The sequence below is a fragment of the Paenibacillus silviterrae genome (assembly GCF_030167925.1).
GTDB classification, from domain to species: Bacteria; Bacillota; Bacilli; order Paenibacillales; family NBRC-103111; genus Paenibacillus_G; species Paenibacillus_G silviterrae.
This window is the reverse complement of the sequence record NZ_JASKUT010000002.1, coordinates 2,088,896-2,114,621: the sequence shown is the minus strand read 5'-3', so window position 1 is coordinate 2,114,621 and position 25,726 is coordinate 2,088,896. Positions and strand designations below refer to the sequence as shown.

Sequence of the window (25,726 nt, the reverse complement as noted above, 5' to 3'; positions counted from 1 at the left end):
GGCTTCCTCTCGGTCCGTACAGTCCGTTATCTACCAATCGGTACGGATTGTTACGAACCGGAAGAGTTGTAATTCTCAAAGCAGCGAAGTACGAAATTTACGGCTGTTCTTCCGTGTTTTCCATGCGGTATTGGTTCGGTGTCATCCCGGTAGCCCGTTTGAACGCCGTGAAGAAGGTGCTCTTGGTTTGAAAACCGGACCGTTCCGTTATATCCGCAACCGTCCAGTCGGTCGTTTTAAGCAGCTTCGCGGCGAGTTCTATTCTTTGCTTTAAAATATAGTCGGACAAGGAACAGTGAAAATGGTCCTTAAATATTTGTCTGGTATAGTTCACGGACATGGATACATGAGCCGCGATGTCATCCACGGACAGCATCGGATTGTGAAGATGGTTTCGCACGTATTCGATCATCTCCGCGGCAATCTCTTCCTTCCTGCCCGATGTATTCTTCTTGCGCTGCTGATCCATAATTTGCAGCATTTCTCTGTACAGCCACGTTTTCACTTCACGGAGGGTAGCAAATTGTTCCAGAAAGGCATGGATCCCTTTTAGCCCTTGAAACGTGCTGTAATTTTTAAAGCTTTTCATAATTGAATACACAATGTGGGTCAGCTGCAGCTTGCATTCCTCATAACTCAGTTCTTGCATATGTGAGGTGAGCTGATCCAAATATCCTTCCAGCGCCTTTTCGTTCTTGAGCTGAACGGAGTGGATAACCTGCTTTAACAGCCCTTCATCGAGATCGCTGTCCTTGACTCGTTCGTACCGGTCCAGATCTTCAAAGGTGAATACTTTGTCCTCGTTATTAATGAATCTCAGCAGCGTTAGTTCGTAAAGCTGAGAATAAATGATTTGCAAGTTTTCCTCAACATCAAGCACGGAACTGACCGCCGCATTCACTTCCAGTTTAATCCATCTCCTGATCTGTACCCTTGCTTCCTCAAGTACCCCTTTCATCTGAGACAAGTCATCTCCCGAGGCGGGTGCGGAAATGAGAGCCACGATATGGTCGGAGCCGAAATCGACCGTTTCCGCAGCGTACCCATGGTTCATCAAGACTTCGCCCATAATGTTTCCCATGGCAAAACGCATCAGCTTGCGAGAAGCGAAATCGAATTGTTCTTCGAAGCGGCCGTACGATTCCAATCGAACAACGGCTATACGGAACCATCCCGTTTGAAGTATGCTTGTTTGGGTTGTAATAAATGGTTCCATCGGCTTGTAAGACTTGGAATTCAGAATCCATTGACGCAAAATATCTTCCTTCACCAAGGCTTTGCTGCTCTTAATGGATAGATCCAATTGTTCAATCTTCTCTACGAGTGAGTGGAAACCGGAATGAATCCATTCCATTTCATTATAGGCACTCGTTGGCTGCAGGGCGGTATGCTCTTTGCCAAGCTTGCTTTTCATTTGTGTGGCTAAATCGCTTATCGGCTTGAAGCTGCGGTAGGATTGCCAAAACAAATATAACAGTAAGGTCAACAGCAGAATGATGGAGGAACCGATAATTTCAAAACGAACCTTAGCTACCTTCGCCTGCCATAAAGTGATCGGCGCCAAGTGATACACATTCCATCCCTCTATGGGCAGCCGATCCGTTTGGACGGACCAGGTGACATTGCCCGAATTCCATTCCCGTCTCTGATGCTCCGATACGGTTGACGTTACATCCGTTTCCATTAGCGCTTTCGTTATTTCAGGATGTGTATTTCCTAGGATGAACTCTTTATTTTTGCTTTCAATATAAATCTTGTTCTGATCCTCTTTGGAGACTTGCAGCATGTTCTCGTTCAGTAAGGGTTTACTGAAAAGGATTGCTGCGAAGCCCTGATAGTTTTGATTAGGCCCGGCTGCCGGTACGACAAGCGCAAGATACGATTCGCCCTTCACCTCATGATTGAAATATTGAAGATAGGGCGTTTTCTGATTTTTAATATAATGTAAGATCGTTTGATCATAGAAATCGTCCGTTGTATAGATACTGGAATCGGATGTGTAAATTTGATTGAGGTCGAAATTGATTAAATAAATGGTATCGATAAGCGGTTCACTGCTCATAAATTCCCTTACGCTCATCGTAGCTTTATTCAAAGTCATTGGAGAGTAATCGGTTTTCTCCATGTTCATCCAAAGCGCGATTCTCTCATCCGAATAAATTCTCAAAGCAAACTGACGCAGCTTCTGCAATGTGTATTCTGAGGATTTTACGACTTGCTTCATTTTCTCTTGATTGGACTTCTCCAACTCCTCTATTGCGCTTTTGGCGAACTGCTTGCTCAAAAACACGGTAAACATCAGGGTGAGAAGAGTTACCACAATGCAGGAATACAAAAATATGCTTAAGTACATCTTCTTCGGCTTAAACCGATCCCACATGAAAAAACCGTCCTTGTTATGTAATAGAAGCAATAATCGAACCTTAGAACAATAGTAAGTCAGTTGTTTCGGCGAGTCCAGTACGAATCTTACCAATCAAGTACATAATTTCAGTATCCAATAGAGCTTTCAATACAATCGGAAAAACCGTACAGCCTAATGACTGTACGGTTGAATCCTAAGCGCCCAAATGAAATTCGGCGTAACGTTCTTTCAATTCTTCCTGCTCCTTCTTGTATGGCCGTTACCTGCTCAATCCACGTAGTTTTTTAACGGCATGCCTACATATTCGCGGAAGGATCGGATCCGCTCTGCCTCGAACTCGAAGACGACCGCAAGCTCATTGTGATAAGGCAGCCCCTGCAACGAACCTTCCGCGCGAAACACCACCATCCCGTTGTCCTCGTTCTCAAGCTCGATAAGCGGAGTCAGCTGCACCTGCAATACCGAGCGCTCAAACCTGATCAATTCCTCGAACCGTGCTTTGCCTTGCTGCTCGTGATTCCACCCCTCTAGCGGGAGCGGAACGGAAAAATGAAAATCTTCCGTAACCTTCTTAAGAAAATCGATTGTATGCCCTGTTTCGAAAGCCCGCCTAAAAGCATCAAACACTTCGCAAGTTCGGGATGGGACTGAGCCTATGGATTTTTCCATAAAATAAGCCTCCTCATTATGGTTTATTGGACACTTGCTTTTCATTAGCTAGCGGGATAGGACCTTCAGCTGGCTCGAAATCGTTCCAAGATGAATGGCTTCGTGAATCAGCGCGAAGTTGAACAACTCGCTGGCGGTATTGAATTGGAACGGTCCCAAAGAATAAGGAGTTGAAAGCTTCTCGTCCAACATTTCAGGTGTCAGCTCAGATAGGCGGGAAAGCTGGGCCATTAACATCCCGACCAACTCCTCCTTTGATGGAGGAGCAACCGTCCAGTCCAAGGGCTTTGTTCCAGAGTTAAACAGCATTTCATACGAATCAGGTATGGCCGACGGGGAGCCGAAGCTTAAGGTAGAATACTTATCCATCCAATAAATCATATGGCCGACATTCCAGCGGATGGTATTGTTGAAGCCTTCCGGCAGCTTGTCGAAATATCCCTCCGCTACTCCCTGAAGCTGGCCAATCACGACCTGATGCAGTACTTTGCCGGTGTTAATAATCGATTGTGTCACCATGAAACGCCTCCCTGATTTGTTTTGTATCATGTGTTTCGCTTTCTTAACCCAAGTTTACCTCCTCATTCATAACGCAACAATCACGTAATTCCGATGCAAATGATCGGTATCAGTAATGATCACTAGGAAAAATGTGAAAACTACGCTGCCCCAGTTATAATGATAAAGGAGTTAAGCGAATCGAAAGGAGCTCGGTGGGATGGAACTGAGGCAGCTTGAATATTTTGCCGCAATATGTAAGGAGATGCATTTCTCCAAAGCGGCTGAGAATCTCTGTACCACACAGTCGAATCTTAGTCAGCAGATCAAGTTTCTGGAGAACGAGTTAGGTCTCCCCCTGTTCGACCGTATCGGCAAGCGGATTGCATTAACGGAAGCGGGTAAAATCTTATTGGAGCAAAGCCGGCTCATCTTTGAACGAATCGATTATATCCAAGGAGCGATTGCGGATCTGAAGAAAATGGAGGGGGGCCGGCTGGACATCGGGATCCTTCCGGGTGATGGGGACTTACTGTTTGACGCTCTGCTAGTCGACTTCCACCGGGCTTATCCCAAGCTTTCGATCAGCGTCACGGAGTCCACGGACGTGTATGAACAGGTTGCCGCCGGCACCAGGGATCTCGGGGTTACCACGGTTCCTATCAAAACGGATGAGCGTATTGCCATCATCCCCTTGTTCCATGAGGAATTCGCGTTGGCTATTCGCTCGGACCACCCTCTCGCCAAGTCGAAGGCCATCCCGTTCGAACAGCTACAGCAGCTGAGGATGGTGATGTTCAGCCCAGAGCATCAGATTACTAAAGTGATCCAATCCTGCTGTCAGGATCAAGGGATATCGATCGACAATCCGATCGTGACTTCAACGTTATCCACGCTTCTAACGCTGGTGGAACAAGGGATTGGAGCTTGTATTCTCCCCCGTCTACTGCTGGATTTTCTGAATCGTGAGAATATCTCCGCCGTCAAGCTGCTTAATCCTACTCCAAGCCAAGACATCTGCATTATATACCGCACGGACAGGTTCATGGGGCAGGCGGCTAAGCTGTTCATAGATGTGCTTCAGACCTACATACAAAGTGTAATGGATCGTACCCAAAGGTCGCTCGGGTAGATTTCGCCATACGCAGGCAAACGAAGTCACCAAAACTCTTAACAAGGCTGCCGATCGCGGCAGCCTTTGTCACGGGCACCTTGGAAACGGGGCAATTTTTTACGAATATCATCCGCTTTTATATCCTCTTGCCATACGTTTCAGCGGTATCAAGCAACGAAACTCCAAACCTTTAAAATGGCTTAACGACCATAAGTACCATTATGGCAATCATCAGCAGCTGTGCTGCCGTCTCGATTGGTGTGAATGTGAGTGTGGCTAGATACATTTACTTTCGCAATTCAATTCGTTGATTTTGTGCTCAGCTTGCTTAAAATTCGTAGGAAGAGCGCCTCCTTGATGGTGTTGGGTTTCAAACCCGTGGACAAACCCATCATATTGAGGCGCTCCCTTTTTGACCAAGCCCATTTCTTAGGCTATACAGGAATGTTTAGCTGAATGTCAAATTTCCTCAACACCGTTTTATTTATTCCCTAGCGTAGTGTAATCGCTGCTTGTCCCGCCAATCCATTCCAGAGATGGGTCAAAATCGGCTGGATTTGCTTCCACGCCTTTATTAATGGAAGCCTTGCGGATCAGCTTAGTCGGGGTCGAAGTCGAAAGTGTGCCACTAGTCCATGCAGTACCTGGGTCAAATCCAATTTTCCCGATCAGGTCAACCAATACACCTGTATTCGAATCACTCACAAAATTTTTATACAGTGCAATAGCATCATCTCCATTGAAGCCCATAACACTTGAAGTTGATAACAGGTTAGCATTCATTGTCGCTTTGTCAGCAGCACTGTTATTGACAATGACGTATACGCTGCCGGGCGCAAGAGTGCCGCTTAGCGTCAACTTATAAGACCCTACCGTTGTGCTGCCATTATTATACTGAACCACAGTATACTTGGATAAATCGATACTTCCGGAAGTACCGTTATAGATTTCCAATGCCTTGTTGCTTCCGCCATTGATCAAATATTCCGAGAAGAACAACTCCGTTGAGGAGCCCGGCACCCCATCCGTAGTTTGGGAAACAATATTGGATTCACCTTCATACTGCCCACCCGTTACGACAAGCTTGAACTTATAGAAAGTACCCGCATTCAACCCGTAAACCTGTGCTGTTACCGAGCTTGCATTCAGCACAAGAGGTGCATCCAGCCAACTCGTCCCGTTATCCGCGGAGTACGTCATCTTCACGACGGTAGCTCCCGTAGGAGCCGGGAAGCCAAGCGTGATAGAGCTCGATGTCTTGCCCGTTACAGCCATGGTTGTAATCGGTGTTACTGGTGCTGCGCTTGTAGTAACATCTACGATGTTCGAAGTTCCCGCATAAGGTCCGCCCGTTATATCCAGTCTGAATTTGTAAGCTGTGGACGCCGCAAGCTGCTTCGCCGTAGCATACGTGGAGGCTGCAGTCAAAGGTGCAGCAGTTACAGCATCCAAGTAGGTGCTTCCGCCGTCTATGGAATAAGTAACCTTAACTACCGAAGCATCCGTTGGAGCCCTGAAGCTAAAATCTACTGTGGAATACGTTGACCCGACTGCGTTAAAGTTACTGATCGGACCTGCAACAACATTCGTTGCAGCGTCAACCGCGTTGGAATAGCCTGCACTATTGCCTCCTTGTACAACCAGCTTAAACTTGTAGTTCGTACCTGTTTCCAAGCCAACGACCTGCGCCGTAGTCGAAGCTGCAGTCAGAGTAGCAGCCGTTTGAGAATCATAATACACCGTACCATTGTTGCTGGACTGCTGAATTTTTACCGATGTCGCACCGGCCGGAGCTGTAAAGGAAAGGTCCACCGTCGTGTTGCCGCTTGCCGTCTTGGCTAAATCACCAATCGGCGTTTTCCCTGCAGCCGCTGTATAACCGTTCCGCTGAGCTTCCTCTTCGCTGTTGAAGAAAACGCGGTATTCCACAGGTACCTGAGCATAGTCCTCAGCTGGGACATACGTTTTCGTTTCACGGTTGCCCGTAGGTCTGGATAAACCCTTCTTCTGCTCTCTGGCACGGAAGACAAACGGCAATTCGGTTGCCGGATCGGCCGGATTCCAAATGCCCCGCTCGAACCGGATCGCTTCCTTTTCCGCCTCGGAGAAGGTATTGTAGCCTACCTCATCGATCGGCCAAATGTAATATGTAGAGGCTTGCCCTTGCTTCACCATCTCCAAATTGATGTTGGTATTATCGCTCTTCCGAATGATTTCACCCAGAATCCGTCCGTTGCCGTCCATCAGCTCCGGTCCGAATTTTAAAGTTACCGCTTCCCCTACAGGCAGCAGAGACTTCAAGTAAAGCTTGGCTCTTTCGCCGTGCGCCTTTTGGTTATTATTCATGCTTGTTTCGTCTGATCCTGAGTAAACCTGACTATAATCGAACGATGCATTCGTAATATGGTAGGTCTCCGGCGTGTCAATATTGACAAAACGAATCGTGTCCGTGCCGATGTATTTCGTTGATAAATGTACGGTATCCCCATCGACAACACTGCTAATGGTCGAGTCGACCGTCGCTGGAATCGCAGGCTGCGCAGCCGAGAGAGACAGATCCGTCACCTTGCGCGGAATCAGCTGGTAGTCGCTTCCATACTGATTCACAATCGCCGTTACATCATACCACTTGCGGGATTGCAAGGCCGGATAAACGTTCGTGCCTTCCATAACACGCATCGTTAAGGTATTAAAATCACCATCAATCACCGGTACGTTATAGCCGCCGCCTACTGCCGTAACGCTAGTCGTACCAATGTAAACCTTCAGGCTGACCAATTGGCCTTCCATGCTCTCGGCTGTCGCAGCATTTTGCAGATTGGCAATAGACGTAGGCTTTGCAGCCGGTAGTGCATTGCCGGAGCTGAGCACCGTTACTTCGGTAACTTCAATTTCAGTCAAATTGCTGTAAAGCTTAATAACTCCCTTTGCACGAACACGGTCGCCTTCCTTAAGGTCAGGAATACCTGTCATATTGCTCTTGAAAATGTTAATGGCACCCGTTTCATCCTGCATATACGTGGAAAGCTTTGTACCGCCAAGAGCAGAGTTATCGGCCGTTACGATGCCTTCTATCATTACCGTCGAATTCACGCGGGTACGTGCATCGGCAATGGTAATTGGCGTGGTTGTCGATATTTCTGCCTTCACCGTTACCATGAAGGTCTTGGTATCACTCGCCGTACCCTTCGTGATGGTTGCCGTCAAGGTTACTTGCTTATCCGCTTGACCTTCCGCAGGTCGCGTTACGGAGCCGCTTGTCGATATGGCGGGATCATTGGATGCCCATGCAACCGCCGTGCCGTTTGAACCGCTAACCGGAAGAGTCAGTTTTGCTGTTACATTCGTTGCCGAATCCCCGCTGCCGTATCCGATGGCTAACGCCGCTTTATCCATTGCCACGGCATCCGCGTCCGTCATGTTCACAGGAACGATATCCGCCACACCGCGCGGCTTTACTTGAAACAGTGAGTTGAATACAGAGGCAACCCCGGTAACATTGACGACATTGCCATTTTTAAAAGTAAAATTGTTATAGCTCAGTCCAGTCCTGTTATCAACGCGAACTCTAGAATATACGGCGTCTTTAACTGCATTAAACTCAAACGTATCATAGGAGAACTTAGTTAGGTCAGCGATCGTTACACCAATGAGCTTAACCAATGTACCCTGATTGGAGACAGTTACGCCGTTCGGCTCAATGATGACAGGAGCCGGCACGGCTTCCGAACCGATCTTGGCAATGCCGTTCGAATCCGGTGCAAACTGGAATTCTCCGTTGAAGCTTCCCGTTGTCGCAGTAAAACGAAGCTTATCTCCGGGAACTACATCCGCAGCGCTTTGATAAACATACGCGCCGCCGGTTGCATCCTGAATGTAGAAGCCCTTGCTTCCCCATCCGCCCGACTGGGAGATGGCTATACCCTCAATCGTTACCGTTGAACCTGCTGCAAGTGCTCTTGCTTCTGCAATGCTCTTCTTGCCTGCATCGGTTGACGTGCCTTCCAGCTTCACCACTCGGCCTAACGGGAAGTCCGCTGCAGAAATCGGACGTTCGAAGCTCCGCACATAATTAACGGTTGCTTCAAGATCCTCCGGTCCCGTAATTGCCATCTTGTTCATAGCAACAATCGTCTTATTGGCGCCGAACATGTAATTGTTAACAACCAGCGTGTACTCTTGTGCAGGATAGATTGGCTGGTCGTTCAAGAGCTTCATCTCAACGACCTTGCTTGTTGTGCGGTCCCACTTATATTTAAAGCCTGCGATGCTATAGTCCGCACCGTATTGGGAGATCTGGGAATTCATGATCTGCTCCAGCTCCGCACCGGTCACTGTAAACTTAACAAGCACGTTGTTGAATGGCTGAATATTGAACAACTCGCCCCATGTGATGTCGCCGGCCTCAGCAAGATTATCCCGAATGCCGCCGCCATTCATTAAGGCAAAATCAGCTCCCATCGCATGTTTCATGCCATCAGCGATAAGATTGCCGAGCGGATGGTCACCTTGGTTGACGTAACCGCTGGTTCCGTTTTCTCCACGAAGAATCGGTGTCGTTGCATGGCCTACAACCTCATTGATTTTTGAAGCGACAGCCTGCTCATACTTTGTTAAAATTGCTGCGATCTCCGCATCCGGTGTAATCGCATCCTGGACCGCATAAACGATCTCGCCCTGTTTGGATACGATATCGTGTGTAGCCGGATCGATCTGCAAATCTACATCCACGATCGCTTTACCATATTCGTAGGCCTGTACGATCAGCTTGTTATCAACCGTTCCATTGACTATCTTGTGGTTGTGTGCGGCGAAAATCACATCGACTTCGTCGTCAACCGCATTCGCCAGCTCTGCCGCCGGACCGGAAATCGTGCCGCTCGCTTCTTGCGTTGCGTCTAAGTGTGCCAACACGACGATTGCTTTCACACCTTGTTGCTTAAGCTCCGCAACGGATTCATTTACAGCTTCTCTTGCATTGGTGAATTTGATGTCTGTAATTCCCTCGGGAATTACAATCCCAGGTGTCGCTTCGGTAACAATCCCGATAAATCCGATCTTTACCCCTGCAACTTCTTTGACGATGTATGGGGGCAATACATGCTGATTTGTGGCTTCATACTTTACATTGGCAGCAACGATCGGGAAGCTGATGCCATTATAGCCCTTGGTTCCCCTCGGATGCTCCCCGCCATTAACCATGCGAAGCATTTCCTGAGTGCCTTCGTCAAACTCGTGGTTCCCTAATGTACCTACATCCATGCCAAGCGCCTCGAAAATTTCTATTGTCGGTTCATCCTGGAGAAGCGCCGATACGGGTGAGCTTCCACCCCACAAATCGCCGGGTTCTACCATCAGAGTGTAAGGGTTTGTTTCCTCACGCTGGCGAAGGTAAGCTGCCGTATAGTCAATCCGACCGATTTTAACTTTCTCCGAATAGCCCGGTACCGTTTCGGTGTAAGTCTGGTCGATCTTTCCATGAAGATCGTTAATGCTCAGCAGCTGCACGGGAATGTTCCCGGTCAGTACCGGCGTAGCCTCCACCGTTGTTTTGCGGGATTCCTTGCCGCGAGAGCTTACGCTAGTTACGTCGAAGCTATATTTTTGCCCGTTCGTTAAGCCGATTCGGGTAAATTTTGTTTTGGTGATAAGAGCATCGTTGATCTTCTGACCGTCAAGATATGCGTTATACCCGGCAACCTCGGAATCGTTAGGAGCTGTCCAGCTAAGCGTCACATACTGATGACCTGTCGTTGCTGCCAGCTGTGCCGGCGGCTCCGGTGTCCGGTTCTGCTCGCCGGAGTCACTTGGACCGTTGTCATCCGAGTTCGATGAGCCATTGCCATTATTATTGCCATTGCTGCTGCCAGCAGAAGGAGTGCTGCCGGAATTGCCCGGATTGGTCGAGGTTACGTCCTTGCCGCCTACCTTCGCCTGTACGCCTTCGCTGATCTCTGTCTTTAACGGAGTAACGCCAAGGTCAGCGCCACTCTTGTTGATTTTCGCGGACCCGATGGTTCCACTGCCCGTCACCTGCACGTTGGAGTCAACGGTCATGGACTTGACCACCGCATTCGCGCCCAGGTCGATCTTGGCTTGTCCTGCATTGGAGTTAATTACAAAGCTTTCGATGATCCCGCCTTCCACTTTAATGGTGGAATTGGCTTCAAGCTTCATTTCCCTAATACTGCCGTCCTTAAGCGTAACCGTAGCGGAAGCGCCGCTCACGATAAGTGACTGCACATTCCCGGCAACCTGAACCGAGGAGCCCGAAGGAATGTCTTTGGACACCTGCACGCTGCCGTAGCCGTCCTTGGAGTTCCCCTCCAGCTTCACGCCGGAATTCACTTCTACGCTCTGTACCGTCGTGCTTCCGTTGGCAACAAGTCGTACGTCTCCATTCGCTTTGTTGACGGACACCTCGCCAAGCTTCGAGTCCTCCAACGTGATGGAGTTCGGTCCGCCGCCCTTTACGAGAGTTTTGCCTTTTACCGTGACTTTTTTCAAAAGAGCCTCGCCCTCGCCAATGGAAGCAGCAAGAACCAGGTTCCCGTCAATCGTCATATTCTCTAGCTTCACGTCAGGTGATTGGACCACAACGTGTCCTTTTACATCCCCCTGATATGTCCCCGCCTTGTCAAATGCCTTCATCTCACGCGTAAAAGCATTCGCCTTATTCAGTGTAATTAAAGCTTCTGCCCGCGTGATCGACTGCTGCGGCCGGAAGGTCTGATCAGGATACCCGTTCAAATACCCGGCTGCTGTGAGCGCTTGAATGGCCTCCTTGCTCCATGCCGGGAATTCACTTGCGTCCTTGAACTCCGCCGGCTTGTCCGCTGCAGTGGCTTTCACAAGCTTACTGACCGCAACCGCGACCTCTTGTCTTGTGATGGTCTGAGCAGGCTTGATCGTGCCGTCTTCGTATCCGGAGATGTAGCCCGCGGAAACCGCTCTGCCGATTTCCGAATAAAACCAATCCGTACCTCGGACATCTGAAAACGCCGGAGCTGCCGATGTGCGAAGGTCAAAGACCCGATTGACCAGTGCGATAAACTCCGCCCGGCTAATCGGTGCATCCGGACGAAATGAACCGTCCTCATAGCCTTGGCTGAGCTCCAAATCCATCCACAGCCCGATCTCTTTAGCTGCCCAGTGTGCGGCTGTATCCGCTGCGGGGGCTGCTGAAGCCAAACTTGGAACACTTGGAAACAACGTGCCGACAACTAGCGACATTGCCGCAATAGTACTAACCGCTTTTTTCAACATCTTTCGTGACAACAATGCTCCCTCTCCCTTAAATTACAGTTTTTGGTTATTCCCATAACCCCATCACACACTGCTCCATCATAAGCATTGACTGTTAGGGGAGCATCAGTGCAATGATAATTTTATATAAATTTATTTTTCATCCCTAGAATAACTGTTATCAGTCCTTAACTTTACTAAAGACGGGCAAATTATACAGGGAGAAAAAATAACCCACCCTATTTCTGGGTGGGTTCAGTAGTTATTTCAGCTTTGATGATGAAATAAATTGGGTGAAATCCTGCTATGGCTTCGAATCTCAGCGTTTGATCTTTCTGTCATGCGATGACTTCGACTCTGTCTGGGACGACGACTTGCTATCAGGTGCGGGCTTCGACTCCGACGGGGACGAAGGCTTGCTTTCCGATGCGGGCTTTGATTCCACTGGGGCTGTCGGAAACTTCCATTGCGACGTATGCTTCGTATCGCCGCTTACAATCTTGCCGTCCTGCGGCTGCTTGGCTTCCACATGCGGCAACGACGTTTTGCTATCCGGCACTGGCTTTGAGTCCTTCGGTCCAATATCACTCGGTTTCGCATCCGCGTGCTCGCGTTCCGCTCCACCGAGTAGCTGCCCTAAGTAACCTGAAATACTTCCGAAACCGCTTTGCTTAGATCCGGGGTCGGTGCCGTCGGTGTCTTGATCTCCGGTGCCGGTGCGGGTGCCGGGGCTGTTGTCGGTGCTGTCTTCATCTCAAACACGGTGCTGGGGCCGGCGCCGACTTCATTTCGGGCTCCGGAGCCGGCGCTGGCGCCGTCTTCATCTCCGTAGCTCCCGGCAGCAACGAGCCTGCCGCATCCAACGGGCCCGCAGCCGCCGAGAACCTGCCATCCGTAATGGGGCAAATTCCCAGGCAGAACCCTTAGCGGCAATTGGAGCGGCAACCGATAGCATCTCCGGCATGCCTGGCCGCCCTTTGGACCACAATAGCGAATAACCAAGGGCAATCTCCTCTTAAATAATGGCGCTAATATACGACTATCCAGTCCATGGGGGATGGTAATTTCCGCTAAGCCGCACAATGTAGAGAATAGATCACATAAATTCACATTTTCCTTAACGTTCCTACCGCCTTCGAAGCCTTTCGACCAGCGTATGATTAACGGTACTCGGGCACTTCCCTCAAAAAACTTCTGTTTTTCCCATACTCCATGCTCACCCAGTATTTCGCCATGTTCGTATGGAGTTGCAAATGCGAAAAAGCCGCCCAATATCCAAGGATTCAGACGGACGTCCATACACAAGACAGCAGGAATGCATACAATACAATGTAACAACGTAAACACAATTGACGGGGTGGGTGATAAAAATGGGAGCTGTAGGTGCATGTGGTGGTTACGGTACAGGCGGTGGTGCTGCCTTCGTACTCGTGCTGTTCATTCTTTTGGTAATCATATTGTCGGCTGGTTTCATGGTGTAATTTGTTAATTATGAGGAATCCCAAAGAGTCTACCGTGCATTGCTGGTAGGCTCTTTTGTTTCTTGTTGCAAGCCCGAGCCTTCAGCTTTTCCACCCCGTCCGGATGATCCTAGTAAGTATATAAAATAGAATGTAATTAAATTTACATATTTTATTGCGACTATAGCCACAATCTGATATTGTCGTATAGGCAATAATAACTATACAGGAGTGAAATTCTATGCGTTTTTTAAAACTGCTTGTCATTTCGGTAGTTCTAGCAGTCACACTATCTACTACATCTTTTGCACACTCAGGCAGACTAGATAGATACGGTGGCCATGAATGTTCAAATGAGGCATATATGAAACGCCTATGCAAAGGATATCACTCGCACACTGGAGGCTTTTTCATAGGTGAGTTTCCAACAAATGAACCCGTCCCTCCAACATCCGATGCTGAAGAAGTTATTCCCGATGGGCATGTTAAAGTTACACTTCCAACATTTAAGATTTATATCAACTATAAAACTGGAGCTTCTGACGCTCAAAATTACACCTTAGAATACCCATTTTTTATTTATAATGATATCATCTACGCACCTTTGAATTATGATATGTGTTCAACTCTTACGATTGAAAACACTTGGACAAATGAAGTAGGCTTATCATTAAGAAAAACTGGTACTGAAATTGGGAATGGAGTACATTTTAAACGTATTGAAGCATCCTCTACTCAGCCTGTAAACATGTATGCTCATCTTCCATCATTCAATATTTATGTCAATGATGTATGGGTAGATAATGGAAAAGAGCAGTATCCTTTTTTAGTTTATAATGATGTAACATACTATCCTATGACATTTGATAATAACAGCAAGTTTGGTTTAACTGCCGTATTAAAAGATAATAGGTTCGATATTTTTAAGTAAAAGATGAAGCTGCCCATTGGCGGCTTTTTTAATTTCCTCACCTCAACAGTACTATTTGACAAAGTTTTTTATTATCTCATACACCTCTTCTACTGTTAGTTTCTTAACATCACCTCTGACTATTTCCATTATTTTTTGGTGTACTACGCCATTTTTAGCATTGGAGGTTTGATCATAATCTATTTCAATTGTACGGTACGCTTGCTCAATACGAGCTTTTATAGCCGCTACATTTAAACTATTGTTCTGATATATGACTTCTAAGTCATCATGCAAGTCATCTCTAATTTTTTTGAGACTAGCCAAGGATGCTCTGTAATTACCAATCGCGTCTATTGTACCTTTAACATTGAACATGTCTAGGTTATCGATTTTTTCATTTAGAAAGCCTCCGAAAGTATTCCGGGAGACATTCTCCTTTCCTCCGCCAGCCCAAAGGTTTTTAATAGCACTATTCATGAAGAATGCAGTTTTCATAAGAACTTTTTCTGGAGTATCATCAGCTATAACACCCTTCTTATTTTCATAGTGATGATTAAATCTATCGCCTATTCCCTTGTTATTTAGTGTTTGTATTTTCTCGTTGGCGTTAACAGTGTTCAAAAGATTATTAATTTCTTTAATGAAGTTTGAATCTTTAAAAGCGCCTCGTACCATATTCAAAAAAGTTCTGATATTGTGCCAAGCCGTAATATGCCGAATGTGATGAGTTACAGCCCGATTCTTGAACTCATCCTGCGTTCTAAAATCAAAATCCGGTCTACCTGTAAGTTCATTGTCCTGCGTCAGTCCTAGTGATCCTAATCCTCCAATCGCGTGACCACGTGTAAAAGTCTCTCCAGTTAATGCGTAACGTAATACTTTTAGGGTAATATCTGTGTCAGAAGGATTGGCAATGCTCCTATATATTGTAAAAATTATCTCTATTGCCCTGTCTTCATTATTAAATTCATCATCAGTTAAATAGCGATTAGATTTACTAAGGGCTTCTTGAACTTTTTTTAAAGAACTTATTATATCGGGATCATTGTAGTCTTCTGGTGTAAGATAATCTTCAGCATAATATTCGAAGACAACATTCGGATCGTTGGTCTGTTTTTCTTCTTCTATTTCTGATAATGCTCTTGTTGTATACATAGGCTCATCAACCATTTTATTGGACTCTATTTTCCAAATTAAATCCTTTAATTCTTGCTGGCTTGAAACATAGATATCATCTGTCTGATTTTCCAGTTTATCGATTGCATCACTATGTCTTTGATATAGAGTTTTATAATAGCCATACTCATTTAATCGCTTTTTACCAGTTTTGTGATATAGAGTCCTTTGAATAGGCTTTTCATTAGAACTATATTTTGACTGAAATTGAGAGATTAATTGTTGTGTGACTCTATTTCCATATTCCTTCTGCATTTGCATGATAGAGTTAGCGTTCGGTGAAATAGCCTTACTCTGCTGTATCACACTCTTCCCTTGTGTCGGAGAGTATTTCGCTTGTTTATTGGCGTTTCTGGTATAATCCATCGTTATCTCCTAGTACAAGATATATTTAATAAATTATACCAGATATTCGGAAATGTGGACAAACAGCTAACCAGTAAAGAAAAAGACCGCTCCTTTGGTAACATTCCCAAAGGAGCGGTCTACTGTAAAACCCCGTCCGGACCGGAGCTCTACCGCTTTGCTTCACCTGTCGGCACGACCTGAACGCTCGCAGACGCGGAATTCCCGCTCTTGTCTACAGCGGTGATCGTGATTTCATTTTGACCCGGCTGTAGCGCTGTCGGCTTGGATTCGAAGCCCAGGTTCTCCAGAGCTTCCGCATCCACTCCGTTCACCTTTACTGAAGCCGCTTCATTCAAACTCCCCTTCAGCACTAGGGAAGCACTGTCTACATTGTAATGATTGCCTGTTTTCCTCCCTGGAGGAACCAGCTCAAGGGAAGGAGCGATAGCATCCTCGATGCGTTTCAGCTCTCCCGGAGTGAATGCTTGCCCCGTCTCCGAACGGGATTCGCTGCCGACGATTTTTACAAACACGCGGCCCTCGTAATACCCGGTCGTCTTCATCGTTTGCAGCAGCTTCTGTGCCCAAGAACCGGCCCAACGGTAGCCGTTTCTTCGTTCTTCCTCGATCTCGAGAATATTGTGTTTGATCACCCCGTCGCGCCCGGAGAAAATAGGCTTATTCGTACCGATCTGATAAAAGCGATACCACGTATCGACAGCCGGATTCGGTACGAAGTATACATTGTTCGGATCTCCCGAAATGTAGTTGATTCCGCTTAGCTTATTCGCATCGAACCATCCCAGCGCGCTATCCACAGCATGTCGAATTTCCGGCGTCTCGTCCGGATGGGCGATCAAATATTTGATAATCTCGATCGATTCCGACCCGGAGATGGAAGGGTGCTCGTAGGCACGCGCACCGCGAGGCTCATACGTCACCGGATCATGCTGGGCACACCATGCCGTGAGAAGGCCCCCCACCTTGATTTGCGATTTCAGGATAAAATCCAGTCCTCGGTCGAGACTCTCCTGAATTTTCAAACCGGCATCCTCGCTCAATATATCCGTATTAAACGGATAAGCCTTAGACTTAGCCATTTTCAAAACGTTCATCACACGAATCATTGCGTTATCGTTGAAGGTAACGTAATCGGAATAGCCGTTCCTGGCAGGATACACCTGCGCCCAGCCGCCGGTCGGATACTGCATCCGGAGCAGGAAGCCGATACCCTTTTGCACTGCCTCCCTGTAGCGGATATCCCCCGTTTCCTTATACATAACGGAGAGGAATAAAATTTCATTCGTCGTTGCATTGTTATCTATCGTTCCAAGCTCCACACCGTTTGGACCGAGCCAATCCGATCTCTTTTCGGTGCCGTTCCAAGCGCGTTTGTATTGCGTACTGAATTTATACCACCCGCCATGCTCCATCTGCCATGAGAGCAGGTAATCAGCCTGCTGAATATCCTTCGCTCGATCTCCCGTGTAGTAGGCTGTATTTAAGAAAGGAACCTTCTTCGGATCCTCCGTGACAGGCCTTGGAATCGTAGCATCAGGCCGCACCGCCTCATTGGTCTCCAATGTGATAACCGTTTGGCCGGCATCGTTTGTAGTCATATTGCTTTGCTTTAAGCTAAAATTGGGGGTGAGCTGCGGGTTTAGGCTAGTCCAATCGCCCAAAGCAGATTGAAGCTGAAGGTCAGCCGGCTGAAAGCTGTTCAGCTTTTGATTCAACGTTATCTGAAAGGTGGTAGGCGAGGTCGCTTCCGCCTTCAAGATCTTCAGCGAAGTGTTCGCATCTGCTGCACCGGTCTCCGCATGGACGGCTGATAGCAGCAGCATGAGCTGTGCAGAGCAAAGGACGGGAATCATTATTCTTTTTTTGATGTTCATCGGCATACAGTGTTCATCCTCCAACTATTGATTTTGTTGTATACGCTTTCATTACTAGTCTTAGAAGAACAAGAACCGTTTCGCTTCTGTCACTTCCCCCCTCTTACATATAGAATTTTAGGATGGAATCATTCCCTTCCAGCATAAGTGAAAGGGGTATTTATCACCAGTGCAGGATTTGCTCACTTTTCAAGACATTTGCAATATTTGCTATTTTTGATGATTTTCCCCTACTCCCGCATATCCAGCACCGTCATCCGGTACCGATCCTTCCATGCCTTTGTCAATGCCGTTCCCACAATACCCGAGCCGCCGATGAGCACAACGGATTTCATTCTTCCAGTCCCCGCTTCCTGCGTTTTTCCATAGGATATCCGAGAAGAGGCGAAGTATGCTTACTGGCTGTACGATTCATCGAAAAGGAAGTACACTTTTTATCATTTTACATAGACTTCCAACACGAATCGACAAACTTCGCACGCCCCATCGAGTAGAATGTACATTACTGTGTAATACAAAGTGTACATAATGAAGGAGCGTCGAACATGCGAAAAATCATAGTACCGCTGCTGCTTGCGGTAATGCTGCTTTTGGCCGGCTGTACACAGGCGACAGGCATAGCGCTGAACAAGCTGTCGGAGAAGGAAGTGGAGCTGCAGGCCTATGAGGGCAAGCTGTCGGTCAGTTTCCGCTTTGATTTAGACGAAGAGGTTATACCCGCATTAATGAGCTATGAGAAAAGGACGCTAGATCGCTACCGTGCCTTGAATGGAGCCAAGCTGACGCTTACGGATATGAAAGTGAACCATGTAACAAGCTCTTGGTCTGCAAAGGGGCTTTTACAAAAAGACGGATCGTCGATCCCGTTTCATCTCTATATGAAGGATGGACAAGCGGCGGCTCAGGTGAAGGGTGCCAAGGATACGCTCCTGTTCGGGAATAGTGTGGCCCGCGTGTTTGCTCCAACGAATTTGCTCTATAGCGTCCCGTTACTCGGATATGCTTCAGATTATGTAATGGAAGGAACGCACACAAGCAAGGATTCGATCGTGCAGGAACTGCTAAAGCTTAGCTTGTCCAACCTGCCGACCGCGAAGGGCTTAACAGTGAAACCATCAGGGAAAAGCTACGGAGGCGTGGAGACGTCATTCCACGCAAACGGTGTAGAGCTGCTGGAGCTGGTAAGAGGCCACCTGCGTAACATCGCCTTGGATGATCAAGGGCTTCGGCAGCTGGCTAGTGTCATTCACGACTATATAACGACGGAGTTCAAGAACCAACCGGAGAGCTTTGCGGCATTTTACGATGATAAGCAGATGTCGGTTGAAGGGATTTACGGTGTGGAGAAAGCGTTGCTAGCCTTCCTTTCTTTGAACAAGCCTGATGAGAGTGATTTGCAGGAACTTCAGAATGTACAGGCAAGTGTGACCTTAAACGTGGATTCGAATCAAATGGCCCGGGGAATCGATCTTAAGATATCCGCAGGGAATCTGTTAAGTGAAAATAGTGGCTTACGCGGCGGGGAAATACAACTGTCTTATGAACGTGTGAAGATATCCGATGGGGAAAGTATGGTACCTGATGCGTTAAGCCTAACGGACGGAATCCAGTTGAATGACCTGGATACCTCCGAAAAGCTGCTGCAGCAAGTGGACGAAACCTCTGCCTTATATCGCTTCCTGAAGAATGATCTGAAACTGACGAGAAAGAGCATTACGATGTATGTAATGGATCAGTCTTACGTACTCGATCGCACTCGCGTACTGCTGGCCTCGGGTGACTACCGGTCCAATCCCCCTGTATTTATCTCGGACAATACCGCTTACGTACCGGCGAGAATACTTGCCTACAATCTGGGCTATGGCTCGCCCATCCTAGATTTGGATCAGGAGGAGGTAACCGTTGAGGCAGGCTCCCAAACAATCTTATTCAGCGCAAACAGCCGGCAGGCCCAGGTGAACGGTGAATCGGTCGAGATGCCGGGCCCGGCCAAGCATATGGGAGGAATCATGTTCGTTCCTCTCCGTTTCCTCGCTGAACAATTAGGCGCCCGTGTTGTCGTACCCGAAGGCGAATTGTACAGCATTCTAGTGGAACGTGACTAACAATCAAATTACACGGTAACAAGGCTGCCCCCATGATCGGGGAACAGCCTTGTTCCTTTATCCTAGGAAATCCCCAGCCGCTCATACTGCTCCTGCGGTGCATCATGCTCCTTCATAAGCCGACTCAGGAGTCTGACCATACGACTTTCCGCTTCTTCATTACGTATCGGATGCTGCTGCCCCGGATCCTGCTCCAAATCAAACAACAAGGTACCATACTTATGTGCTTGTAAGTAAGAAGAAGCCGGGATCTTCAGCGTCCTGATCCCCTTGGTGAATGAAAACGGCTCAGCCAGTTCAAGCTCCTGAAGCTCGGACACGGCGAACATCGAGGCCATATGTGCAGGCATCAGCGTGTAATTGTTAAGCGGTGTATTATCCGGTCGGGCCGGCGCGCGCATGTACACATATCGTCCGTCAGTGCAGTTGACATGTCCGCCGTGAATGCCGAAGAGCACGGCCTCCCTAGCCGGCTTGCTCCCTTCCGAATGCAGCGTTGTACGCAGGGGGATGCCCTGCATATCCGGGGGCACAGGTACGCCGAAGAAATCCAGCAGGGTCGGGGCCAAATCGATGAGCTGCGTTAGTCCGCCGCACCTTTCATCCTGCCGCTGCTCCCGGGGATCCCATACAAATAACGGTGTTCGTGCAATCTCGTTGTAGAACGGCATGATGTTTTTCGCCCACCAGTCGTGCTCCCCCAGGAGAAAACCATGATCCGTAGTCACGATCAGCATCGTGTCCTTCCATAGGTCACATTCGTCCATGACATCCAGCACCCGTCCCAAGTAGTCGTCGCACATGCTTAGCAGCGCAGCGTATTCATACTTGCAGTGCTCCGCTTCCTCCCTTGTTTCCTGTACGGGATGGTAGCCCGGCCAATCGAAATGCTTCCCGCTGTAGTCGTGCGGGTACAGATCTTTATATTTCTGATGAGAAAAGAACGGCTCGTGCGGATCGAACGCCTCTATCTGCAGCAGCCAGCGGTCCTCGTTCCGGTTCGTGCGGATAAACTCGATGCCTTTGCCGAACGTTTCGGCCTGCGGATGGAGCTCTTCCTTGGACATATACTTCCGGTTGATCCAGTCCTGCCGGAACAGCTGCCCCCGGTATCCTTCGAATTGTCCGACATGCTCGGGGATGTCCGGTTCCGCGATCTCCCCCTTCCAAGGGTCGCCCTCTTGTCCCCGCACGAATTCCCAAGTGTTGTACTGGCTGTGGTAGGTGGCTCCGCCCGGCTCCCAATAATGGTAATGGTCGCTTACCAGATGCGAATAGACCCCGTGCCGCTTGAGCAAAGCTGGCATAGAGTCGTCGAACGGCTCCAGCGGTCCCCAGCTTCGATGAAGAAAATTGTATCGGCCCGTCAGCATATCACGCCTGGCCGGCATGCACGGCATGCTCCCTACCCAGCTGTTGTCGAAGGTGACGCTCCTCTTCGCCAATCTGTTAAAATTCGGTGCGTGGACCCAATCGCAGCCGTAGGGGGGAAGCATATGCCGATTCAGCGAATCGAACAAGATCAGTATCGCCTTCATAGGCTGTCAGCCTCCTCTGTAGTCATCCAACCGGTCAAACTCGTCAGCTCGACGTTTTATTTATCACGCATTATTTCTTCAGCGCTTCATAATCTTTATCCGTAAAATCCTTCATAGGATCCCAATTCGGAAAGACGAAATCACCGCTATCCACCTTGGCCCCGCCTTGCTTCACCTTCTCCAGGCCTTCCTTGAAGCCCTTAGTCATCTTCTCGTTATACTGCTTCAGCGCCCCGTCCGGATCCTTCTCCGCTCCCGTAATGATCGCTTGAAGTATCTCGTTGAAGCTCGGCTTGATCTTCGGCTGACCCATCCCGCCAATCTCAGCAAGCACCTTCACCGCTTCCGGGTTGCGTACCGCCGGGTCTGGACGAAGCCGCAGCACCTCCTGATGAAGCTTGACGAACGCCTCGTATTCCGGATACGGATATTTGGATTTGTCCGCATTGAGCTTCTCTATCGGCGAAAGGGCAACGCCGCTCTTCATGAACCGCTCATAGAATAACTCCGAGGCCAGTCCTTCCTCGATGAATTTGCCCACAGCCTCGGGATGCTTCGTGTTTGCCGAAACCATAAAGCCTCCGTTGCTCGCCAGCGTATGATGCATGATCATCGGTTCGCCCTTCGGGGTGGGCAATGCGGCCATGCCGAACTTCGCATCCGGCGTGTCCCGCTTGATCAGCCACATTCTCCAGCGGCCGTCGAACAAGAAGGCCGCCTTCCCTTGCCCGAACAGTGCCCCCGCTTCGGGATGCTTCAAATTATAGGAAGAAGGAAGAATGCTGCCGTCCTTCTTCAAATCAAGAAGAAATTTAACCGAATCGGAAATGGATTTCGAATCATAGGTATAGCTCCCGGTTTTATAATTAAAACCATTAATATTCGCATCGAGAGTTTGGATGCCTGACGCGAACCCGGTCACTGTATTCGTCGCGTAGCCGTTCTCCGCCATGGCGAACACAACGCCGAAGACATCGCCCTTTCCCTTGTCGGTCACCGTCTTGGCCATGCTGCGCAGCTCATCCCATGTTTTCGGCGGCTTCTCCGGATCCAGACCGGCATTTTTCAGCACATCTTTATTGTAATAAAGCAGCTGGTTCATCACCGGTCCGAAGATGGGCCATGTGTAGGTCTTGCCACCGATCACATTGACGCCTTCCGAGAACGCCCCCGCATAAAACTGCTTCTTCCAGGTATCCGTCACGAGTCCGTCAAGAGGCCGAATCCACTTCGAGGCTACCACCTGCTGAAAATCGATATTTTGCGGCATGTTGAAGATATCCGGCAAATCGTTGGACGTCACGGCTGCCTGAATGGCTGTATTGTACTCCGCCCAAGGCATGTATTTCATTTCTACGCGAATCTTGCCTTTGTTTTTCTCGTTAAAAATTTTGACCATCTGCTGCCCCGGGCTTTCGTCGCCCTTCATAAAGTCATGAGGTCCCCATACCCGAATCACCGCTTCCTGACCCGAAGACGAGGTGCCTCCTCCGGATCCTTCCTTCGAGTCCCCCTCTCCACCGCTGCATCCTGCCAGTACAGCCGATGCAAGCGTGACAGCCGCTAATGCGGAAGACCAAACCTTCCGTTTAGGTATCATCCGACAATTCCCCCTTAAAATAATGGTACCTGCCGCAGCTTCGCGAGCCATTTGAACACCCGCGTCCCGCTGCCCGTGTCCCTATTGTAACCGCTGTCATCATGCGGCTAAAGGAGCGTTTTATTACTTTCGGGTGTCGTTTTCTTACCGTCTGCCGGGTGCTTGCAGTCCTCTACGGTAGTCGCTTGGCGTCTCGCCGATCTCCCGTTTGAACTGCTTGCTGAAATGCTTGTCATCCCAGTAGCCGACCCTTCGGGCAATATCGGAAACGTTCAGCTCGGGCTGTTCTCTAAGCAGCCGCTTGGCTTCCTCAAGCCGGATTTCAGTCAAATATTGAACGTAGCCCTTACCCGTCTCCTGCTTAAATATTCGGCTTACATACGACGGATTAAAGCCCGTTGTATCAGAAATGACGGCAATGGACAGATCGTCCATATAGTTCAACTGTGCCTTCTCCTTCATCATGCGGACGATTTGGCTTCCCCGGCGCAGCTCCTCTTCCTTCGGTGCCTCCGGCTGCCGTGTTCCGTTGGATTTGGTGCCGAATGCTTCCCCATCAAGCTCTCGAGCCAGCTTCTCCAGCACGCCGGATATTTCCTGACGATCCACCGGCTTCAGCAAATAATCGTAGACACCGTGCCGTATGGCCGTTTTCGCATAATCGAATTCGTGATGCCCCGATATAATGACAACAGGCTGCCGATACCCTTCCGAGCGCATTTTGCGCAGCAGCTCCAGTCCGTCCATCCCCGGCATGCGGATATCGGCGAATACTACGTCGAAGCGTTTCTCCTGCAGCGCCGCGAGCGCCTTAAGACCATTTTCCGCCGTCTGCACCACTTGAAAGTGAGAATTCGTTCGATGGATGATCGCGGTCATTCCCTCGCACATCCAAGTCTCGTCATCCACGACCAATACGTTGTACATGCCGCTCCTCCTCTACACCAAGTTCTAGCGGAATGCTGATTTCCACGATGGTGCCTTGTCCCGTCCTGCTGCTCATACGGATGGATCCCTGCTCCTCGTAATGCATAAAGAGCCGCTGGCGCACGTTCATAAGACCGATATGCTCCGTCATACGTGCCTCGTAAGGACCGGGCAGCTCCAGATGCTTCGTAAGCTCGGCGAGCCGCTCTTCCGTCATGCCTACACCGTCATCTACAACCCGAATCAATAGGCAGCCCTCACGCGCGAAAATATGAATCCAGACGTTTCCCTGCCCCAGCTTCGGACCGAGGCCATGATTCACGCAATTCTCCACAATCGGCTGCACTGTCAGCTTCACTACCCGGGAGCCCAGTAAATAGGAAGGAACATCCAGATGATATTGAATTCGATCCCGGAAGCGGAAACCGATAATGTTCATATAGGCGTTTACGTGCTCCAATTCTTCGCTTAAGGAGGCGTGGTGATTCGGGCTAATGCTGTATTTGAACATTCTCGCAAGGCAGCCGCTGATGTCGGCAATGTCCTCTACCCCGTTCACCTCTCCGATGCAAGTTATCGTGTTTAAGGTATTGTATAGAAAATGAGGATTGATCTGCGCCTGCAGCGCTTTCAGCTCCGCCTCCTTATGGAGCATATTCAGCTTGTATTCCCTTAGCTTCGACGAGTAGATCTCCTCCCGCATTCTGGCCAGCTCGCTTACCATGCGATTGAATCTCCGGCCAAGCCGTCCGATCTCGTCTCCGCTCCATACCTCCACCGCGGCAGTAAAGTTCCCGCTCTCCACCTGACGCATGTTCTGCTCCAGCTGCTTTAACGGCTTGGTAATCGCCTTCGATAAGAAAATGGACAGAAGAGAGATGAGTGCGACCGCCAACACGACAATAACGTAGAGCATGAAACGCACATTCTGAACCCCTGCGGAAATCTCCTCAAAAGGAACGACACCGACGATCTTCCACCCCGTGGATGGGGAGGTATAAAAGCTGACCATCGTCTTCACTCCCTGATAGGGGATAATGAAATGGCCTTTTTTCCTTTGAATCGCCTCCGTAAACGGAGGAAGCCCGATTAAGCCCTCGGGAAACGTACCGGAAGGACTGACCCTTCGCCCATCCGGCGTCATCAGGAATACATAGCCTGTTTTGCCAAGCTGAATATCCTTGCTCATGAAGGAAATGACATCCGGGTTGAAATTGATGAGCAGTGTTCCCCGCTCCCGGTTTCGGTTTACATCAAAGATACGCCCGGCGTAGCTAATGATCGGCTGCCCGTCCACATAATCCTGCTCCCGAACGGGATAAAGACGAAAGTCCTTATTTTTTTTGATTTCCTCATACCACGCTTGTGCTTCAAAGCTATAGTCGGCACGCACCAGCCGGTTATCCGCATTCGTATACACGGACAAGCCGTGATCATTTATAATGTAAATCCCCGCCAGATTGCTGCGTAAGCTTGCGATAGACCATAATAGCCTGCGGATTTCGCCAACTGTTTGAATGGTAAATAACTCGTCGTTCACCTTCGTCAAATCCAAAAAATTCAGTGTGGATTCACCGTAGCGAATCATATTAGCCATACGTTCCGTTTCCAAAATAAAGGAGCTAAGGCGTCCGTCGACTTGCTTGAGGATTTCGGCCGAATAGGCACCCAGCTCCTCTTCCAACACCTTGGAAGCGCTTTTATGAAAGGCAAGCACCGAGATCAATAAAGGGATTAGACTGACCAGACAAAAGACGAGAAACAGCTTTTTGACCACACTGGCATCCTTCAGCATGCGGAGCAGCAAACCCTTCATGCGATTGCTAATATTTATAATTTTCATAATCTTCACAAAGTTATCAAGCTTCTCAAA

The 25,726-nt window shown here is 48.7% G+C and carries 15 protein-coding genes; 3 read left to right on the top strand and 12 right to left on the bottom strand.

The features are described from left to right. Positions 1 to 97: 97 nt before the first annotated feature. From QMO62_RS32160 to QMO62_RS32150, 3 genes are all read right to left on the bottom strand, one after another. Positions 98 to 2,380: an AraC family transcriptional regulator gene (locus tag QMO62_RS32160; protein ID WP_284646577.1), complete on the bottom strand. Its 2,283-nt coding sequence runs from the start codon at positions 2,378 to 2,380 to the stop codon at positions 98 to 100. A 252-nt stretch (positions 2,381 to 2,632) separates the two neighbouring features. Then, positions 2,633 to 3,034 (bottom strand): nuclear transport factor 2 family protein, encoded by a 402-nt coding sequence (locus QMO62_RS32155; protein ID WP_284646576.1) that lies wholly within the window; start codon positions 3,032 to 3,034, stop codon positions 2,633 to 2,635. Between the two features lie 48 nt (positions 3,035 to 3,082). Next, on the bottom strand, positions 3,083 to 3,553 hold the full coding sequence (locus tag QMO62_RS32150) for a DinB family protein (RefSeq protein ID WP_372516751.1): 471 nt from the start codon (positions 3,551 to 3,553) through the stop codon (positions 3,083 to 3,085). 199 nt (positions 3,554 to 3,752) lie between these two features. On the opposite strand from QMO62_RS32150, the gene QMO62_RS32145 reads away from it, so the two are divergent. Next, positions 3,753 to 4,664: a LysR family transcriptional regulator gene (locus QMO62_RS32145; RefSeq protein WP_284646575.1), complete on the top strand. Its 912-nt coding sequence runs from the start codon at positions 3,753 to 3,755 to the stop codon at positions 4,662 to 4,664. A 462-nt stretch (positions 4,665 to 5,126) separates the two neighbouring features. Here the strand turns inward: QMO62_RS32145 and QMO62_RS32140 are convergent, their stop codons facing one another. The 3 genes from QMO62_RS32140 to QMO62_RS33675 form a co-directional block, all read right to left on the bottom strand. After that, positions 5,127 to 11,924, bottom strand: coding sequence for an S-layer homology domain-containing protein (locus tag QMO62_RS32140; RefSeq protein ID WP_284646574.1), 6,798 nt, complete (start codon positions 11,922 to 11,924; stop codon positions 5,127 to 5,129). 286 nt (positions 11,925 to 12,210) lie between these two features. Next, complete coding sequence (locus QMO62_RS32135) at positions 12,211 to 12,450, bottom strand: hypothetical protein (protein ID WP_284646573.1); 240 nt, start codon at positions 12,448 to 12,450, stop codon at positions 12,211 to 12,213. A gap of 77 nt (positions 12,451 to 12,527) precedes the next feature. Then, complete coding sequence (locus QMO62_RS33675; protein ID WP_504928723.1) at positions 12,528 to 13,190, bottom strand: sulfatase/phosphatase domain-containing protein; 663 nt, start codon at positions 13,188 to 13,190, stop codon at positions 12,528 to 12,530. A gap of 402 nt (positions 13,191 to 13,592) precedes the next feature. Between QMO62_RS33675 and QMO62_RS32120 the strand changes: the two genes are divergently transcribed. Then, entirely contained in the window at positions 13,593 to 14,282 is a 690-nt protein-coding gene (locus QMO62_RS32120) for a hypothetical protein (protein WP_284646568.1), read from the top strand. A gap of 51 nt (positions 14,283 to 14,333) precedes the next feature. On the opposite strand, the gene QMO62_RS32115 is transcribed toward QMO62_RS32120, so the two are convergent. Beyond that, positions 14,334 to 15,806 carry a hypothetical protein gene (locus QMO62_RS32115; protein ID WP_284646567.1) on the bottom strand — a complete coding sequence of 491 codons (1,473 nt, stop codon included), beginning with the start codon at positions 15,804 to 15,806 and terminating at the stop codon, positions 14,334 to 14,336. A gap of 149 nt (positions 15,807 to 15,955) precedes the next feature. Then, the gene (pelA, locus tag QMO62_RS32110) at positions 15,956 to 17,683 is read right to left on the bottom strand and encodes a pectate lyase (protein WP_284646565.1); all 1,728 of its coding nucleotides are present in this window, start codon (positions 17,681 to 17,683) and stop codon (positions 15,956 to 15,958) included. Positions 17,684 to 18,228: 545 nt separating this feature from the next. Between pelA and QMO62_RS32105 the strand changes: the two genes are divergently transcribed. Further along, on the top strand, positions 18,229 to 19,788 hold the full coding sequence (locus QMO62_RS32105) for a copper amine oxidase N-terminal domain-containing protein (RefSeq protein WP_284646560.1): 1,560 nt from the start codon (positions 18,229 to 18,231) through the stop codon (positions 19,786 to 19,788). A 62-nt stretch (positions 19,789 to 19,850) separates the two neighbouring features. Here the strand turns inward: QMO62_RS32105 and QMO62_RS32100 are convergent, their stop codons facing one another. The 4 genes from QMO62_RS32100 to QMO62_RS32085 form a co-directional block, all read right to left on the bottom strand. Next, on the bottom strand, positions 19,851 to 21,326 hold the full coding sequence (locus QMO62_RS32100) for a sulfatase family protein (protein ID WP_284646559.1): 1,476 nt from the start codon (positions 21,324 to 21,326) through the stop codon (positions 19,851 to 19,853). Positions 21,327 to 21,396: 70 nt separating this feature from the next. After that, positions 21,397 to 22,926 carry an ABC transporter substrate-binding protein gene (locus QMO62_RS32095; RefSeq protein WP_284646557.1) on the bottom strand — a complete coding sequence of 510 codons (1,530 nt, stop codon included), beginning with the start codon at positions 22,924 to 22,926 and terminating at the stop codon, positions 21,397 to 21,399. A 144-nt stretch (positions 22,927 to 23,070) separates the two neighbouring features. Further along, the gene (locus QMO62_RS32090; protein WP_284646556.1) at positions 23,071 to 23,853 is read right to left on the bottom strand and encodes a response regulator transcription factor; all 783 of its coding nucleotides are present in this window, start codon (positions 23,851 to 23,853) and stop codon (positions 23,071 to 23,073) included. Continuing rightward, positions 23,828 to 25,669 (bottom strand): sensor histidine kinase, encoded by a 1,842-nt coding sequence (locus tag QMO62_RS32085; protein ID WP_284646555.1) that lies wholly within the window; start codon positions 25,667 to 25,669, stop codon positions 23,828 to 23,830. Before QMO62_RS32085 ends, QMO62_RS32090 begins: the two co-directional genes overlap by 26 nt. Between the last annotated feature and the right edge of the window lie 57 nt (positions 25,670 to 25,726).